Source organism: Streptomyces sp. NPDC050085, assembly GCF_044460595.1.
GTDB lineage: Bacteria > Actinomycetota > Actinomycetes > Streptomycetales > Streptomycetaceae > Streptomyces.
Window position 1 is genome coordinate 380,720 of sequence record NZ_JBITJZ010000005.1, and the last position, 15,555, is coordinate 396,274.

Here is a 15,555-nt window from a genome sequence, read left to right on the forward strand (position 1 = left end):
ATGCCTGAACACGAACACGCCCCCGCCTTGGGCAGTCTGCCGCCTGGGGCGGCACGGGTGGGCAAGGCGGCACCCGAGCGCCGGGCAACCGCTCGAACACGGCCCGGCCCCGACTCCGGTACGCCCACGCGAACCCCCTGGACCCTGCTGACCCCGGCCACCACGACCCTGGCCCCCCGGAAGAAGACCCCGGCGAAGCAGACCCCGGCCCCGAGTCCCGCCCGAACCACGCAGTGCCCCGTCGCGGTCGTCGGCATGGCCGTCACCTTCCCCGGGGCCGCGGACCTGGACACGTACTGGCGCAACATCGCGACGGGCACCGACAGCCTCAGCGACGTGCCGTCCTCCCGCTGGGACACGGACACCTACTACGGGGACGGGCCCGGCGACATCTACTGCCGCCGCGGCGGATTCGTCGACGGGCTGCCCGAGCTGGCCGCCTTCGACCCGACCGCGTTCGGCCTGATGCCGGGCTCGGTCCCGGCCACCGAACCCGACCAGCTCATCGCCCTGCGCACCGCCGCCGAGGCGATCAGGGACGCGGGCGGCCCGGACCGGCTGCCGGACCCCGCCCGCGTCGGCGTGATCCTCGGCCGCGGCGGCTACCTCACCGCAGGCCTGGCCCGCCTCGACCAGCGCGTGCGCACCGCGGCCCAACTCACCCGCACCCTGCGCGAGTTGCTGCCGGAGCTGCCCGACGAGCGGCTCGCCGCGATCCGCACCGCCTTCCGCTCCGCACTCGCCGGACCCGACACCCCCGAGTCCGTCATCGGCCTCGTCCCGAACTTCGCCGCGTCCCGCATCGCCAACCGCCTCGACCTGCGCGGCCCCGCCTACACCGTCGACGCGGCCTGCGCCTCCTCCCTCGTCGCTCTGGACCACGCGGTGGCGGAACTGGCCAGCGGCCGCTGCGACGTGATGCTCGCGGGCGGCGTCCACCACTGTCACGACATCACCCTCTGGTCGGTCTTCGCCCAGCTCAAGGCGCTCTCCCCGTCCCAGCGCAGCCGCCCCTTCCACAAGGACTCCGACGGCGTCCTGATGGGCGAGGGCACCGGCGTCGTCGTCCTCAAGCGCCTCGACGACGCCCTGCGCGACGGCGACCGCATCTACTCCGTGGTCCGCGGCATCGGCGTCGCGGGAGACGGCCGCGCCGCCTCCCTCGTCAACCCGGACCCCGGCGGCCAGGCCCGCGCCGTCCGCCTCGCCTGGCAGGCCGCGGGCCTCGACCCGAAGGCGCCGGACGCGCTCGGCCTCCTCGAAGCGCACGGCACCGGCACCCCGAACGGCGACGGTGCCGAACTCGCCACCCTCGCCGACGTGTTCGGCACCGGCGGCGAACCCGACGCGGTCATCGGCACGGTCAAGTCCCTCATCGGCCACACCATGCCGGCCGCCGGTGTCGCGGGCCTCATCAAGGCGTCCCTGGCGATCCACCACGGCGTCCTGCCGCCCGCCCCGCACTGCGACGACCCGCACCCCGACCTCCTGCCGACCCGCTTCCGCCCCCTGCCCGAGGCGCGCCAGTGGACCGGCGACGTACGCAGGGCCGCGGTCAACGCCTTCGGCTTCGGCGGCATCAACGCCCACGTGATCCTGGAGCAGCCCCCCACTCCCGTACGCCCGCCGCAGGCGCCCCGGGTCGTGGTGAACGAGCCGCCCGCCCTCCTGCGCCTGGCCGCCGACACCCCGCAGCAGCTCGCCGAGCTGCTCACCGCCGACGACGCCACCCTGCGACGTGCCGAGCAGGGCGAGGGCCACGCCCGCCTGGCCGTCCTCGACCCCACCCCCAAACGCCTCGCGCTCGCCCGCAAGGCCACCGCCGCCGCCAAGCCCTGGCCGGGCCGCACCGACGTCTGGCACGCCCCGCGCCCCCTCCTCGGCCCCGCGGGCGGCAAGGTCGCGTACCTCTACCCGGGCCTGGAAGCCGAGTACGACCCCCAACTCGCCGACGTGGCAGCCCACTTCAAGATCGCCTCACCCGCCCGCACCGCGGCCGTCGGCGACGTCGGCCGGCACGGTGCCGCCGTCGTCGAGACGGGCCGCTTCCTCACCGAGGCGCTGCGCCGCGCGGGCATCACCCCCGACGCCGTCGCGGGCCACAGCGTGGGGGAGTGGACCGCGATGGTCGCGGGCGGCATGTTCACGGACGCCGAAGTCGACCTGTTCCTACGGGACTTCGACCCGACGGCGCTGCGTGTGCCCGGGCTCGCCTTCGGCGCGTTCGGCGCCCCCGCGAGCCAGGTCGAGGCCGCCCTCACCGGTCTCCCCGGGGTCGTCGTCTCCCACGACAACGCGCCGCGCCAGTCCCTCGCCTGCGGCCCCGCCGACCAGGTCGAGACCCTCACCGCACGCCTGCGGGCCGAGGGTGTCCTCGGCCAGGTCCTCCCGTTCGAGTCCGGCTTCCACACGCCGATGCTGGCCCCGTACGTCGACCCGATCCGCCGCGCCAGCGAGACCTTCACCCTGCACGCGCCGCACACCCCGGTCTGGTCGGGCACCACGGCGGCCCCCTTCCCGCCCGAGGCCCCCGCCGTCCGCGCGCTCTTCGTCCGCCACCTCCTCGAACGCGTCCGCTTCCGCGAACTCACCGAGTCCCTCTACGCCGCCGGGTTCCGCGCGTTCGTCCAGCCGGGCGTGGGCCAGCTCCCGGCTCTCGTCGGCGACACCCTGGCGACCCGCGACCACCTCGCGGTCACGGCCAACTCCGCCCGCCACACGGGGATGTCGCAGCTGTTGCGCGTGGCGGCGGCCCTGTGGACGTACGGCACCGAACCCGACTTCAGCGCCCTGCGCGGCACCACCACCCCGCGAGGCGCGACGTCCCACACGGTCCCGATCGACCTGGGCGCGGGCCTGGTCACCCTGGACAAGGCGGTACGCGACCGGCTGCGCCTGACGCTGGGCGCGCCGGGCGATCAACTGGCGCCCCTGGCAACGGACTTCCCGGTGGCAGCCGAACTGCAGGCACTCCTCGCCGAGACGGCAACCGCAGCGACAGAGCTGTTCAAGATGCGCCCTGAAGGGGCGCGGGACAGTGCCGACATGCGGCTCCGCCGCGGGGCGCGACCAGCCACGACGAAGCCGCACCCGCCAACGAACCCGCCCCCGGCAGACGCGAAGGCGCCCACCCGCACCACAACAACCCGCACACTCCAACTCGGCGTGGACACCCACCCGTACCTGCAAGACCACTGCTTCTTCCAGCAGCCCCCCAACTGGCCCGACATCGCCGACCGTTGGCCCATCGTCCCGGCCACGACCATCGTCCAGCTGATGACGGACGCCGTCCCGGGTACGACCACCACCGTCAAGAACGCCCGCTTCCAGGAGTGGGTGGTGGCGCAGCCCCCGACCCAGGTCACCCTCGAGACGACGGAGACGGCCCCGGGCACCCACGACGTCACGTTCGACAGATACGCCCGCGCGACGCTCGTCACGGCCGCCGCCCACCCCGCGCCCCCCGCCCCCTGGCCCGCCCCCACGGCCCCGGAGCGCCGACCCACCACCTCCGCCCAGGAGATGTACGACGAGCGCTGGATGTTCCACGGCCCGCTGTTCCGCGGCGTCACGCACATCGAGGCCGTCGGCGACCGGCACGTGCGCGGCACCCTGACCACGCCCCCCGCCCCGGGCGCGCTCCTCGACAACGTGGGCCAGCTCCTCGGCTACTGGCTGATGGCGACGCACACCGACCGCACCGTCGTCTTCCCGGTCGGCATCCAGGAGGCCCGCTTCCACGGCCCGCACCCGGCCCCCGGCGCCGAGGTCACCTGCGACATCCGCGTCACGGCGCTCACCGAGACGGTCCTGGAGGCGGACGTCCAGCTGATCCACCGGGAGACGGGCACGGTCTGGGCCGAGATCACCGGCTGGCAGGACCGCCGCTTCGACTCGCCGGCCCGCATCGACCCGGTCAAGCGCCGCCCCGCCGAGCACACCCTCTCCGACGAACAGCCCGGCGGCTGGCAGCTCGTCTTCGAGTACTGGCCCGACCCGGCCTCCCGCGACCTGATGATGCGCAACCAGCTCGCGGGCGACGAACGCCGCCAGTACGCCGAGCACCCGCCGCGCGGCAGACGCCAGTGGTTCCTCGGCCGCATCGCCGCGAAGGACGCCGTCCGCAGGCACCTGTGGAAGAGCGGCGAGGGACCCGTCTTCCCCGGTGAGGTCCGCATCCGCAACAAGCCCACGGGCGCTCCCGCCCCCGAGGGTGTCCACGGCCGCGAACTCCCGCCGCTCGCCCTGTCGTTGGCGCACTGCGCCGAGGCGGGCGTCGCCCTCGCCCGCCCCGTCGAGCAGGGCCCCGTCGGCATCGACGTCGAGGAGATCACCGAGCGCCCCGAGGCGACGTACGACGCCGTGCTCGCCCCCACGGAGCGCCCCCTGTTCGAGGAGCTCACCGGCCTCGGCACGGACCCGGCCCGCGTCCTGACCCGGTTCTGGTCCGCGAAGGAGGCCGCCGCGAAGGCCGAGGGCACCGGCCTGCAGGGCCGCCCGCGCGACTTCCTCGTCACGGACCTGACCGGCGGCGACACCGTGACCGTACGGGGACCCGCCCCCGCCCATCGCACGCACCACGTACGGCTCGCCGAGACGGCCAACCCGCCGGGCCTGCCGCCTCGCAGCTACGTGGTCGCCTGGACAGTCCCGCCCGTTCCGGACCCCGCCCACGAGGAGACCCCATGACCACCACCCCCGCCCACCAGGCGTACACCACCGAGGAGAGCGTCCTCGCCGAGCTCACCGACGTGCTCGGCACGGTCCTCGACCCGGACGAGCTGGAGTTCACCGAGGTCACCATGGACACCCGGTTCGTGGAGGACCTCGACCTGGAGTCCATCGACCTGGTCACGCTCACCGGGGAACTGCGCCGCCGCTACGGCGACCGCGTCGACTTCCCCGCCTGGTTCGCCTCCCTCGACCTCTCCGAGATCATCGGGCTCTCCGTCGGCCAGGTGGTCCGCTATGTCGTTGGGCAACTGCGATGACGACACTCGACGCGGGCGGCACCCGCCTCAACGTCGAACGCCTCGGCACGCAGGGGCAGGGCGCGGAGACGGTCGTCCTCATCCACGGCATCGCCACCGACAACCTGACGTCGTACTACTTCACGGTCGCCCCCCGGTTCGCGGCGGCCGGCTACGACGTCGTCATGTACGACCAGCGCGGCCACGGCCGCAGCGAACGCCCCCAACAGGGTTACGGGATCCAGGAGTTCACCCGCGACCTCGCCGCGCTCCTGGACACCCTGGACCTGACCCGCCCCGTCCACCTGGTCGGCAACTCCTTCGGCGGCACCGTCGCCCTCGACTACGCGCTGCACCACCCGGGCCGCGTCGCGAGCGTCCTCATGGTCGAGTCGGAGCCGCCCACCGCCGCCTGGGCGAAGAAGATGAGCGGCCTGCTGTCCGGGTCCGCGTACAAGCTGCGCGACGACCGCACGCTGCCCTGGATCGAGGAGACGTACGGCCGCCACGAGGCACGTCTGGTGCGCTGGGCGCAGCGGCTGCTGCACGGCACGACGATCGCCGAGGACATCGCCGCCAGCCGCATCCCGGACGAGGACCGCTGGCGCACGCTGGACGTCCCGGTCATGGCGGTCTACGGGGCGAACTCCGACCTCGCCGACATGGCCCCCTGGCTCGAAGGCCTGCTGCCGGACTGTCGCACCCTGATGGTCGAGGGCCACGGCCACTCGGTCCTGGTCGGCACCCCGGAGACGGTCGGTCCGCTGCTGCTCGACTGGGTCCGCGAGAACGACGCGACACCGGCGGCCGCACCATGAGCCGCTACCTCTTCGTCGTCCCGCCGCTCGTCGGGCACATCAACCCGCTGATCGGCGTCGCCGCCGAGCTCGCCGCGCGCGGCCATCGCGTCGCCTGGGCGGGACACCCCGAGATCCTCACCCAACTGGTGGGTGCGGACGTCGAGTTGTACGCGTGCGACACCCCCGGCGACGTACGCCGACCGCCCGAGCTGCGCGGTGTCGCCGCCCTGCAGTTCCTGTGGGAGGAGTTCTTCGCCCCGCTCGCCGAGGCCATGGCCCCCGGCGTCGAGCGGGCCGTCGCCGAGTTCCGCCCCGACGTGGTCGTCGCCGACCAGCAGGCCCTGGCCGGAGCCCTCGTCGCCGAACGGCTCGGCGTCCCGCACGTGACCTCCGCGTCCACCTCCGCCGAGTTCAGCGGCGCCCTCGACGCCATGCCGAAGGTCGCCGACTGGATCACCGCGCTGCTCGCCGATCTGCGCGCCGCGATCGGCGACCCGGTGGGCCACGCGCACGACCCGCGCTTCTCCCCGTACGGCGTACTCGCCTTCTCCACACCGGAGTTGACCGGGCCCGTCCCGTACGACGGCATCCACTGGGTCGGCCCGGTGATCGCCGAGCGGCCCGTCCCCGACTTCCCCTGGGAGTGGCTCGACCCGGACCGCTCCCTCGTCCTGATCTCCCTCGGCACCGCCAACACCGACACCGGAGCCCGCTTCCTCGCCGAGGCCGCCGCCGCCGTCCACCAGCGCGGGCGGCACGTCCAGGCGGTGATCGCCGACCCGGGCGGCGTCCTCGACACCGGCTCCGACGGCACCGTCCTCGTCGCCCACCGCATCCCCCAACTCGCCCTCCTCGAAAGGGCGTCCGCCGTCGTCTGCCACGGCGGGCACAACACCGTCGCCGAGTCCCTGTGGCACGGCGTCCCCCTCGTCGTCGCCCCCATCAGGGACGACCAGCCGGTCATCGCCGCCCAGGTCACCGAGGCGGGCGCAGGCGTCCGCGTCCGCTTCGGCCGCGCCGGACGCACCCAGCTGGGCGCCGCCCTCGACGCCGTACTGAACCAGCCCGAACACCGCGCCGCCGCCCTCCGCGTCCAGGCCGCCTTCCGCGCCGCCGGGGGAGCGGCCGCGGCCGCCGACCGCATCGAGGCGCACACCCCGGCCGCCGTACACCTCGCCCAACTCCCCACATAGCACCAGGAGTCGACACCCTCATGTCCCCCACGATCCAGGCCGTGGCCGAGCGCCGCCCCGCCTACCTCACCGAACTCGCCCAGGGCACCGAGCGCTTCCACGAGCCCCGCCGCCCCGACTGCCCCTGGTGCGGCTCCACCAAGCTCCGCACCCGGCTGCGCACCACCGACCTGCTCCAGCACAAGCCCGGCGAGTTCACGATCGACCAGTGCCGGTCCTGCGCCCACTCGTTCCAGAACCCGCGGCTCACCCCCGAGGGCCTCAACTTCTACTACCGCGACTTCTACGACGGCCTCTACGCCGACCAGGCCGAGAAGATCTTCGGCGCGCAGACCTCCACCAAGCGCTACCAGGCCAGCGCCCGCGCCCTCGCCCACCACATGGAGCCCGAGAGCTGGCTGGACGTCGGCACCGGCCACGGCCACTTCCCGGCGGTCGCCAAGCAGGTCCTGCCGTACACGGCGTTCGACGGCCTCGACATCAGCGAGGGCGTCGAGGAGGGCCGCAAGGAGGGCCGCATCGACGAAGCCCACCGCGGCTTCCTCACCGACCTCGCGCCCCAACTGGCGGGCCGCTACGACGCGATGAGCATGTTCCACTACCTGGAGCACTCCCTCGACCCGCGCGAGGAACTCAAGGCGGCCCACCGCGTCCTGCGCCCCGGCGGCCACCTGATGATCGAGGTGCCCGACCCCGAGTGCCGCTACGCGAAGCTGCTCGGCAAGTGGTGGGTCTCGTACTTCCAGCCGCAGCACCTGCACTTCATCCCGCTCGCCAACCTCCGCACGGAGCTGGCCGCGCTCGGCTACACGGTCGTCGCCGTCGACCGCCGCGAACCGCACGTCCCCCTCGACCTCACCGCGGCCGTCGCCCTCCTCGCGGGCCACTACCTGCCCGACGCCGACGACCCGTGGCGCTCCAAGGTCCCCAGCGCCGCCCAGCGCAAGCTGCGCAAGATCCTGATGTACGCCGCGGCGCCCGCCTTCGTCGCGGCCTACGCCGCCGACCAGCTCCTCGCCCCGCTGGTCAGCCGCACCAGCTTCTCCAACGCGTACCGGGTCATCGCCCGCCGCAACCCCGACGCCGCATGAACTCCCCCCACTCAGAACGGGAGTTCGCGGGCCGCACCGCCTTCGTGACCGGTGCGGCCTCCGGCATCGGCCTCGCGGTCGCCCGTCGCCTCGCCGCCGGCGGAGCGGCCGTCGCCGTCGTCGACCGGGACCCGGAGGGCGCCGCCAAGGCCGCCGCCGAACTCACGGCGACCGGCGCGCACGCCATCGCGCTCACCGTCGACGTCACCGACCCGGTGCAGATGGAGGCGGCCGTACACACCACGGTCGCCGCCTTCGGCGCGCTGCACCTCGCGGTGAACAACGCGGGCGTCACGTCCCCGACGGCCCTCACCGCCGACGTCGACCTCGCCGACTGGCGCCGGGTGCTCGCCGTCAACCTCGACGGCGTCTTCCACGGCATGAAGTACCAGCTCCCCGCGATCCTCGCCGCGGGCGGCGGCGCCATCGTCAACATGTCGTCCGTGCTGGGCAGTTGCGGCTTCCTCGGCGCATCGGCGTACAGCGCGGCGAAGCACGCTGTGATCGGCCTGACGAAGACGGCGGCCATCGAGTACGCGGCCCAGGGCGTCCGCGTCAACGCGGTGGCCCCCGGTTTCATCGACACGCCGCTCCTCGCGGAGGCGGACCGGGGCGTACGCGACCTGCTGACGTCCCTGCATCCGGCGGGCCGGCTGGGCGCGGCGGAGGAGGTCGCGGAGATGACGGCGTTCCTGCTGTCGGAGCGGGCGTCCTTCGCGACGGGGGGCGTGCACGCGATCGACGGGGCATACACGGCCCCGTAAGGGGCGCGGGACTGTGTCGATGTGCGGCTCCGCCGCGTGGGCGCGAGCAGCCACACAGTCCCGCGGCCCGTCACCTCACGTGAAGCGCACCTCGGTGACGGCGGGCGAGATCGACCGGAACAGCGGGATCCGGTGCTGCCGCTCGATGAGCGCCCCCATCCGCCCTCGCCCGGGAGGCATGGTCAACGCCCGCACGTCGGCGATCCCCGGGTGAGCGGAGTACAGCTTGTCCCGCTCGTCCCCGGCCATGGACCAGTGCATCGCCGGAATGGTCAACTGCCCGACCTTCAGCTTCCCTTGACGCGTAGCCTTCGTCACCCACCGCGGCAACGAGTCCAACACCATTGCCCCGCCCGGCAGTTGCTCGGCGCAGGCGGCGATGACGGCGCGTACGTCACCCGGCCGCAGATACATCATCAGGCCCTGCGCGGTGACGATGCACCCCTTGTCGCGGTCCCGCACCCGCTCCAGCCAGCTCAGATCCGTCACGGAACCGGACACGATGTGATGCCGCGGATGCGTGGGCAGCAGCCGCTCGCGCAACTCGGCGACCTCGGGCAGCTCCACGCTCAGCCACTGCAGGGTTCCGTTGTCGGACCGCCAGAACCCGGTCTCCAGGCCCTCGCCGAGCGCCACGACGGTCGCGTACGGGTGGTGGGCGACGTAGTCCTGCACGGCCCGGTCGAAGGTCAGCGACCTGAGCCCCTGCACCTGCGAGAACAGCGGGTGCGCGGGCCCGAGCCGGTCCTCGAAGGGGTAGTCGATGGCCTCGACGAGCCGCTGCGCCATGGGGTCGTGCAGCACGGCGTCGGGCCGTCGGGCCTCACAGGCCCGGTTCCACAGCGTCCACAACAGCGTCTCCGGCACCCCCTGGAGCCGCGGGTCGATCTTCTCGTCGGCGTGCGGGACGGCCGCGTCGTCGATGTACTCGCTGATCGTCATAGGGGACACGACAGGCCACGCGACGAACCGGGGCAAGCGGACACGTCCGACCGGCCCACGCGATCAGCCTGTCGGCGGGGGCGGGCGGCAGGCGTCTGCCCGCGGCGGCACACCCGGCCCGTTCGCGCACGTGGCGTCCGCCCTGCCACCCCGTCAGCCGCGCAGCGTCAGCGCCTGCCCCGCCACGACCAGCAGCACCTGCTCGCACTCGGCCGCGAACGCCGCGTTCAGGCGGCCGAGTTCGTCCCGGTAGCGGCGGCCGGACGCCGTCGCGGGCACGATGCCCGAGCCGACCTCGTTCGACACGGCCACGACGGGGCGCCGCGCATGCCGTACCGCGTCGACGAGTTCGGCGACCCGCGCCCGCAGCGCCTTCTCGCCCCCGCCCGCCCACTCGGCGTCGTCCCAGGCCCCCACCTCGTCCATCGCGTACGTCAGCCACAGGGAGAGGCAGTCGACGAGCAGGGGCGCGGCGTCCTCGTCGTCCGTGAGCAGCGGTACGAGGTCGCAGGTCTCGGCGGTGCGCCACGACCCCGGTCGCCGCTCGCGGTGGAGGGCGACCCGCTGGGCCCACTCGCCGTCACCGCCCCGCGTCCCGCCCGTCGCCACGTACAGCACGTCGGGGAACGCCGCCAGACGCCGCTCCGCCTCGACCGACTTCCCGGAGCGGGCGCCACCCAGGACCAGCGTCCTGCGCGGGACGTCGGGCACGTTCTCGTACGCGCCCACGTCCAGGGTCGTCCCGTCCGGTACCGCCCGTGCCCCCGCGGCCGCCAGGCGCCGGGTCAGCTCGGGCCCCGGCGGCACGTCGTGGTCCAGGTGGACGGCGACGACGTCGGTGGTCGGCCCGACCGCGCCCACCGACCGCAGCCGCGCCAGCGCGTCGGGCCGCCCGATGACGTCCAGGACGACCATCTCGTACGGCGCCCGCGCCGGTTCGAGCCCCGCGGGCGCGGCCCGCGGCGGCAGGTACAGCAGCCGCTCGCCGGTCGGCCCCGCCACCTCGTAGCCCGTACCCGGCGCGTCCAGGGCGAGCGCCCGCACCCGGTGCCCGGTCAGCAGCGCGAGCTCACGCCCGTCCGGCACCCGGCCCGGCTGCGGCAGCCCCGCCGGCACCTCGACCGCGGGCCCGTCGTGCGGATGGGAGAGCAGCACCTGCCGGACTCCGCCGAGGCTGTGCCCCGCGCGGGCCGCCGCGAACACGGCCCCCGGCGTCAGGTCGAGCAGCAGCGTCCCGTCGATCAGCAGGGCCGTCGCGGCGCGCACACCGGGGCCGAGCGAGGTCGCGCAGGCCGCGCAGGGGCAGTCGGGGCGGGGCAGCCCTTCGGGGGCGCCGGTGCCGAGCAGAGTCAGTTCCACAGGAAGATCCTCCCGCGCGGCCTCCGGCGCCGCGCGCCCGGCTAGGCTTCCGGGTACATCCGTTTCCGGGAGGCTGACATGGCGGCATGGACGTGGCGGTTCGAGAAGAGCGACGGGACCGAGGTGTCCCCGGCGGTGGCGCCGGAGGAGTTCACGACGCAGGGCGACGCCGAGTCCTGGATCGGTGAGAACTGGAAGGCCCTGGCCGACGGTGGCGCGGACCAGGTCACCCTCTCCGAGGACGCGACGGTCATCTACGGCCCGATGAGCCTGCACGCGGAGGACGCGTCCGCGTCGTAGGCACGGCACCGAACAGCACAGCGACAGCGGGCGGGGCCCGGAGACACACGTCCTCCGGGCCCCGCCCGCTGTCGCGTCGCGGACGTCCTCAGATCTCGCCGAGCGTGACCTCGGCCTCCTTCTTCGACCCGTCCCGCGTGTACGTCACCGCCACCTTGTCCCCGGGCTTCTTCTCGGCCAGCGCCTCCGACAGCGACTGCATGGTCGTCACCTCGGTGTCGCCGAACCCGGTGATGATGTCCCCGTCCTCGATCCCCGCCTTGTCGGCCCCGCCGCCGTCGGTCACGGAGACCACGGCGACCCCGGCCGGCTGGTACCCGTCGTCGAGGACCGTGCGGCCGGTGACGCCGAGCGCGGCCCGCCCGGAGTCCGTCACCTTGCCGTTCTTGATCACCTGGTCGGCGACCGTCGTGACCATGGACGCGGGGATCGCGAACCCGATGCCGGGCGCCGCGCTGTCGCCCATGTCGGGGTCGGTCGCCGCGAGCGTGGGGATGCCGATGACCTCGCCGTCCAGATTGACCAGGGCGCCGCCGCTGTTGCCGGGGTTGATCGCCGCGGACGTCTGCACCATGTTCCCGATGGTCGCGCCCGTCCCGCCGCCGGACCGGCTCTCGCTCACGGTCCGCCCGGTCGCCGACACGATGCCCTGCGTGACGCTCGACGACAGACCGAGCGGCGAGCCCATCGCCAGCGTGATCTGCCCGACCGCCACCTTCGAGGAGTCCCCGAACGTGGCCGCCTTCAGCCCGTCCGGCACCTTGTCCAGCTTGATGACGGCGAGGTCCTGCTCCGGGTACGCGTAGACGAGCTCCGCGGTGAGTTCGTCGGTGCTGTTGGACGTCGTGACCTTGAACGTCTTCTCGTCGCCGACCACGTGCGCGTTCGTCACGATGTGCCCCTGGTCGTCGTAGACGACGCCGGAGCCGAGGTCGGACGAGGCCCGGATCTGCACCACCGAGGGCAGGACCTGCTTGATGACCTTCTGGTAGTCGTCCTGCAGGCTGTCGGCCTTGACCGGCGCGGCGGCCTGCGTGGTGGTGTCGGCGGACCCGGACGAGCCGGAGCCCGAACAGCCGGAGACGAGCGCCGCCGCGCACACGGCGGCGGTCAGCGGCAGGGTGAGGCGCGCGATGCGCGTACGGCGATTACGAGAGACGTCCATGCCCGGATTGTCACTTTCGGGCGCCGCGGACGCCCGCCGTGAGCCGCCGAACAGGGGCCGCGAACGAGGTCGCACGGCCCCAGCCGCACGGCGGTCCAGGACTGGTGGCTTCGCCACATGTCCTGGACCGCCGCACGCCGATCGCACGCACCCGACCGCCGCTGCGCCCGCGCTGCGCGCGGACGACGGGGGTTCAAAGACAGGCTCTCAGCCCCGGACCCCGCACAGATGCAACAGCGCCGCCACCCGCCGATACGGCTCGCTGCGCCCGGCCCGCTCCTCCGCGGCGAGCAGCGTCTGCAGCTCCCCGCGCTCCGGCGGCCCTTCCCCGTCCTTGGCCTGGTCGGTGAAGACCCGCACCCCGTACCAGGCGTGCAGCGGGGCGCCGATCCCCGCCAGCGTCGCCGTCAGCGCGTCGAGCCGGTCGGCCCGCACGTCGAGGCCGAGCCGATTGGTGTACGTGACCTGGTCGAAGGCGCCGAGCGCGGTGACCCAGTCACCGGCCAGGCCCGGCCGCATCGCGAGCGCGTCCGCGTTCCGCACGAGCAGCGAGAGCAGGCCGCCCGGGGCCAGCATCCGGGCCAGGCCCGCGAGCAGCGCGTCCGGGTCCTCGACGTACATCAGGACGCCGTGACAGAGCACGACGTCGAAACTGCCCGGCAGGAAGTGGACCCCCGTCTCCATGCCGCTGCCCTCGACGAGACGGACCCGCTCGCGCACCCCCGCAGGCTCGTCAGCCAGCGCCGAGCGCGCGGCGGCGACCATCCCGGGGTCCTGCTCCACGCCCGTCACCCTGTGACCGGCCCGGGCCAGGCGCAGCGCCTGCGTGCCCTGGCCCATTCCGACGTCGAGCACCCGCAGCCGCTGCCCGACGGGGAACCGGCCGGCTATCTGTTCGTCGAGCTGCCGGGCCACCAGCTCCTGCCGTACGACGTTGCGCAGCCCGCCCAGTTTCCCGAGCCAGGACTGCACCGCGTCACCGGCGAAAGGCTCCGCGCTCAGGGCCGCTCCCCGCGCTTGACCTGGGGCTTGGGCAGCCGCAGCCGCTTCATCTGCAGGGTGCGCATCAGGGCGTACGCGACGGCGCCCTTGCGGCGCTCGTTCGGGAACTTCTCCGCCAGCTGCTTCTTCAGGCGGAAGCCGGTGATGGCCGAGTCGATCACGATCGCGACGATCACGAAGAGCCACAGCAGCAGCGCGATGTTCTGCAGCGAGCCGACGCGGACCATGCTCAGGACGAGGATGATCACGGCCATCGGCAGGAAGTACTCGGCGATGCAGAACCGCGAGTCGACGAAGTCGCGCGCGTACTTGCGCACGGGGCCCTTGTCGCGGGCGGGCAGATAGCGCTCGTCACCACTGGCGAGCGCGGCACGCTGGCGCTCCATCGCGGTGCGCCGCTCGTCGCGCTGTCGGGAGCGCGCCTCCTTCGGCGACATCTTGGTGTTGGCCACGCTGCGGCGCTGCGTCTGGGCCTCGCTGCGCTTCGGCGTGGGGCGGCCCTTGGGCGCCTGCGGGTCACGGGTCTGCGTGGACTCGGCTACCGGCGACGCCGGGGCCTTGTCGTCCTTGGATCGGCTACGGAACACAAAAACCAAGGGTACGTGGTGGCCAGGTGTGGGCCACAGGCCCGTGGGGAACGATCCGGCAACACCCTGCGTCCATAGGGGCACACCTACTCCTTACGCCGGAGCGGAGCAGGACGCAGTCGTCCTTGGGGATGAGCGCATCCGCACCTGAACAGTGCGGTAATAGATGCAGGACCCGTACTGTGGGTTGTGTCGCAGTGCTGGAGCTGGACGGCCGGTCGAATCTGTCAGAAGGGGGCGCGCGAAGCCCATGAGCGGTGTCATGAAGCGTATGGGGATGATCTTCCGCGCGAAGGCGAACAAGGCCCTTGACCGGGCCGAGGATCCGCGCGAGACCCTCGATTACTCGTACCAGAAGCAGCTCGAGCTGCTGCAGAAGGTGCGCCGCGGCGTCGCGGACGTCGCCACGTCCCGCAAGCGCCTGGAGCTGCAGCTGGGCCAGCTGCAGTCGCAGTCGTCCAAGCTGGAGGACCAGGGCCGCAAGGCGCTCGCCCTCGGGCGCGAGGACCTGGCCCGCGAGGCACTGTCCCGCCGCGCCGCGCTCCAGCAGCAGGTCACGGACCTGGAGACGCAGCACCAGACGCTGCAGGGCGAGGAGGAGAAGCTCACCCTCGCGGCCCAGCGGCTGCAGGCCAAGGTCGACGCCTTCCGTACGAAGAAGGAGACCATCAAGGCCACGTACACGGCGGCGCAGGCACAGACCCGGATCGGCGAGGCGTTCTCCGGCATCTCCGAGGAGATGGGCGACGTGGGCCTGGCCATCCAGCGCGCCGAGGACAAGACCCAGCAGATGCAGGCGCGGGCCGGCGCCATCGACGAGCTGCTCGCCTCCGGTGCCCTGGACGACCCGACCGGCATGGCCAAGGACGACATCGCCGCCGAGCTGGACCGGCTCTCCGGTGGTACGGATGTAGAGCTGGAACTGCAGCGCATGAAGCAGGAGCTGGCCGGAGGCCCGTCCGCGTCGCAGCAGGCGATCGAGGGCGGCGCCGCAGGGACCCAGCAGACCCAGCAGCCGCAGGACACCCCGCGCTTCGACAAGCAGTAGCAGCCCACAGGAGGGCGTCATGATCGTACGGATCATGGGGGAGGGCCAGGTGAAGCTGGCGGACAGCCACTTCGCCGAGCTCAACAAGCTGGACGACGAACTGCTCGCGGAGATGGAGCGCGGCGACGAGGACGGCTTCCGTCGCACGCTCACCGCCCTCCTCGACGCGGTCCGCCACCTGGGCACCCCGCTGCCGGACGACGCACTGGAGCCCTCGGAGCTGATCCTGCCCGCACCGGACGCGACGCTGGACGAGGTCAAGGACATGCTCAGCGACGACGGGCTGATCCCCGGCTGACCCCTCCAGGACCCCGGCCCGGACCGACAGACCCAC

The 15,555-nt window shown here is 73.3% G+C and carries 14 protein-coding genes; 9 read left to right on the plus strand and 5 right to left on the minus strand.

Going from position 1 to position 15,555, the window contains the following annotated elements; translation table 11 throughout:
• Genes ACIBUY_RS21385 through ACIBUY_RS21410 form a run of 6 tightly spaced genes read left to right on the plus strand, consistent with a single transcriptional unit; the run spans window position 1 to window position 8,818 of the window.
• A complete protein-coding gene (locus ACIBUY_RS21385) occupies window positions 1–4,689 on the plus strand; it encodes a beta-ketoacyl synthase N-terminal-like domain-containing protein (protein ID WP_399153346.1) in 4,689 nt (1,562 codons plus the stop codon).
• On the plus strand, window positions 4,686–4,991 hold the full coding sequence (locus tag ACIBUY_RS21390; RefSeq protein WP_365561921.1) for an acyl carrier protein: 306 nt from the start codon (window positions 4,686–4,688) through the stop codon (window positions 4,989–4,991). Before ACIBUY_RS21385 ends, ACIBUY_RS21390 begins: the two co-directional genes overlap by 4 nt.
• On the plus strand, window positions 4,988–5,788 hold the full coding sequence (locus tag ACIBUY_RS21395) for an alpha/beta hydrolase (protein WP_365561923.1): 801 nt from the start codon (window positions 4,988–4,990) through the stop codon (window positions 5,786–5,788). The genes ACIBUY_RS21390 and ACIBUY_RS21395 overlap by 4 nt, the downstream gene beginning before the upstream one ends.
• Window positions 5,785–6,963 (plus strand): glycosyltransferase, encoded by a 1,179-nt coding sequence (locus tag ACIBUY_RS21400; RefSeq protein ID WP_399153347.1) that lies wholly within the window; start codon window positions 5,785–5,787, stop codon window positions 6,961–6,963. Before ACIBUY_RS21395 ends, ACIBUY_RS21400 begins: the two co-directional genes overlap by 4 nt.
• Before the next feature lie 20 nt (window positions 6,964–6,983).
• A complete protein-coding gene (locus tag ACIBUY_RS21405) occupies window positions 6,984–8,054 on the plus strand; it encodes a class I SAM-dependent methyltransferase (RefSeq protein ID WP_365561927.1) in 1,071 nt (356 codons plus the stop codon).
• A complete protein-coding gene (locus ACIBUY_RS21410; RefSeq protein WP_399153348.1) occupies window positions 8,051–8,818 on the plus strand; it encodes an SDR family NAD(P)-dependent oxidoreductase in 768 nt (255 codons plus the stop codon). The genes ACIBUY_RS21405 and ACIBUY_RS21410 overlap by 4 nt, the downstream gene beginning before the upstream one ends.
• 75 nt (window positions 8,819–8,893) lie before the next feature.
• On the opposite strand, the gene ACIBUY_RS21415 is transcribed toward ACIBUY_RS21410, so the two are convergent.
• Both ACIBUY_RS21415 and ACIBUY_RS21420 read right to left on the minus strand, forming a co-directional pair.
• Window positions 8,894–9,760 (minus strand): class I SAM-dependent methyltransferase, encoded by an 867-nt coding sequence (locus ACIBUY_RS21415; RefSeq protein ID WP_399153349.1) that lies wholly within the window; start codon window positions 9,758–9,760, stop codon window positions 8,894–8,896.
• Between the two features lie 153 nt (window positions 9,761–9,913).
• On the minus strand, window positions 9,914–11,119 hold the full coding sequence (locus ACIBUY_RS21420; RefSeq protein WP_399153350.1) for a bifunctional adenosylcobinamide kinase/adenosylcobinamide-phosphate guanylyltransferase: 1,206 nt from the start codon (window positions 11,117–11,119) through the stop codon (window positions 9,914–9,916).
• Window positions 11,120–11,197: 78 nt separating this feature from the next.
• Between ACIBUY_RS21420 and ACIBUY_RS21425 the strand changes: the two genes are divergently transcribed.
• Entirely contained in the window at window positions 11,198–11,419 is a 222-nt protein-coding gene (locus ACIBUY_RS21425; RefSeq protein WP_365561938.1) for a hypothetical protein, read from the plus strand.
• 88 nt (window positions 11,420–11,507) lie between these two features.
• On the opposite strand, the gene ACIBUY_RS21430 is transcribed toward ACIBUY_RS21425, so the two are convergent.
• The 3 genes from ACIBUY_RS21430 to ACIBUY_RS21440 all read right to left on the minus strand — a co-directional run bounded on the left by ACIBUY_RS21430 (window position 11,508) and on the right by ACIBUY_RS21440 (window position 14,212).
• A complete protein-coding gene (locus ACIBUY_RS21430) occupies window positions 11,508–12,584 on the minus strand; it encodes a trypsin-like peptidase domain-containing protein (RefSeq protein ID WP_365561940.1) in 1,077 nt (358 codons plus the stop codon).
• A 207-nt stretch (window positions 12,585–12,791) separates the two neighbouring features.
• Window positions 12,792–13,556, minus strand: coding sequence for a methyltransferase domain-containing protein (locus ACIBUY_RS21435; protein ID WP_365561943.1), 765 nt, complete (start codon window positions 13,554–13,556; stop codon window positions 12,792–12,794).
• A 26-nt stretch (window positions 13,557–13,582) separates the two neighbouring features.
• Window positions 13,583–14,212 carry a DUF3043 domain-containing protein gene (locus ACIBUY_RS21440; protein ID WP_365562042.1) on the minus strand — a complete coding sequence of 210 codons (630 nt, stop codon included), beginning with the start codon at window positions 14,210–14,212 and terminating at the stop codon, window positions 13,583–13,585.
• Between the two features lie 211 nt (window positions 14,213–14,423).
• On the opposite strand from ACIBUY_RS21440, the gene ACIBUY_RS21445 reads away from it, so the two are divergent.
• Both ACIBUY_RS21445 and ACIBUY_RS21450 read left to right on the plus strand, forming a co-directional pair.
• The gene (locus ACIBUY_RS21445) at window positions 14,424–15,221 is read left to right on the plus strand and encodes a PspA/IM30 family protein (RefSeq protein WP_365561945.1); all 798 of its coding nucleotides are present in this window, start codon (window positions 14,424–14,426) and stop codon (window positions 15,219–15,221) included.
• 19 nt (window positions 15,222–15,240) lie between these two features.
• Window positions 15,241–15,519 (plus strand): hypothetical protein, encoded by a 279-nt coding sequence (locus ACIBUY_RS21450; protein WP_365561946.1) that lies wholly within the window; start codon window positions 15,241–15,243, stop codon window positions 15,517–15,519.
• Window positions 15,520–15,555: the final 36 nt, after the last annotated feature.

Coding starts and splice junctions, on each gene's coding strand:
- ACIBUY_RS21390 (WP_365561921.1), top strand. CDS start 4,686: ATGACCACCACCCCCGCCCACCAGGCGTACACCACCGAGGAGAGCGTC.
- ACIBUY_RS21445 (WP_365561945.1), top strand. CDS start 14,424: ATGAGCGGTGTCATGAAGCGTATGGGGATGATCTTCCGCGCGAAGGCG.
- ACIBUY_RS21425 (WP_365561938.1), top strand. CDS start 11,198: ATGGCGGCATGGACGTGGCGGTTCGAGAAGAGCGACGGGACCGAGGTG.
- ACIBUY_RS21415 (WP_399153349.1), bottom strand. CDS start 9,760: ATGACGATCAGCGAGTACATCGACGACGCGGCCGTCCCGCACGCCGAC.
- ACIBUY_RS21395 (WP_365561923.1), top strand. CDS start 4,988: ATGACGACACTCGACGCGGGCGGCACCCGCCTCAACGTCGAACGCCTC.
- ACIBUY_RS21405 (WP_365561927.1), top strand. CDS start 6,984: ATGTCCCCCACGATCCAGGCCGTGGCCGAGCGCCGCCCCGCCTACCTC.
- ACIBUY_RS21450 (WP_365561946.1), top strand. CDS start 15,241: ATGATCGTACGGATCATGGGGGAGGGCCAGGTGAAGCTGGCGGACAGC.
- ACIBUY_RS21400 (WP_399153347.1), top strand. CDS start 5,785: ATGAGCCGCTACCTCTTCGTCGTCCCGCCGCTCGTCGGGCACATCAAC.
- ACIBUY_RS21410 (WP_399153348.1), top strand. CDS start 8,051: ATGAACTCCCCCCACTCAGAACGGGAGTTCGCGGGCCGCACCGCCTTC.
- ACIBUY_RS21430 (WP_365561940.1), bottom strand. CDS start 12,584: ATGGACGTCTCTCGTAATCGCCGTACGCGCATCGCGCGCCTCACCCTG.
- ACIBUY_RS21385 (WP_399153346.1), top strand. CDS start 1: ATGCCTGAACACGAACACGCCCCCGCCTTGGGCAGTCTGCCGCCTGGG.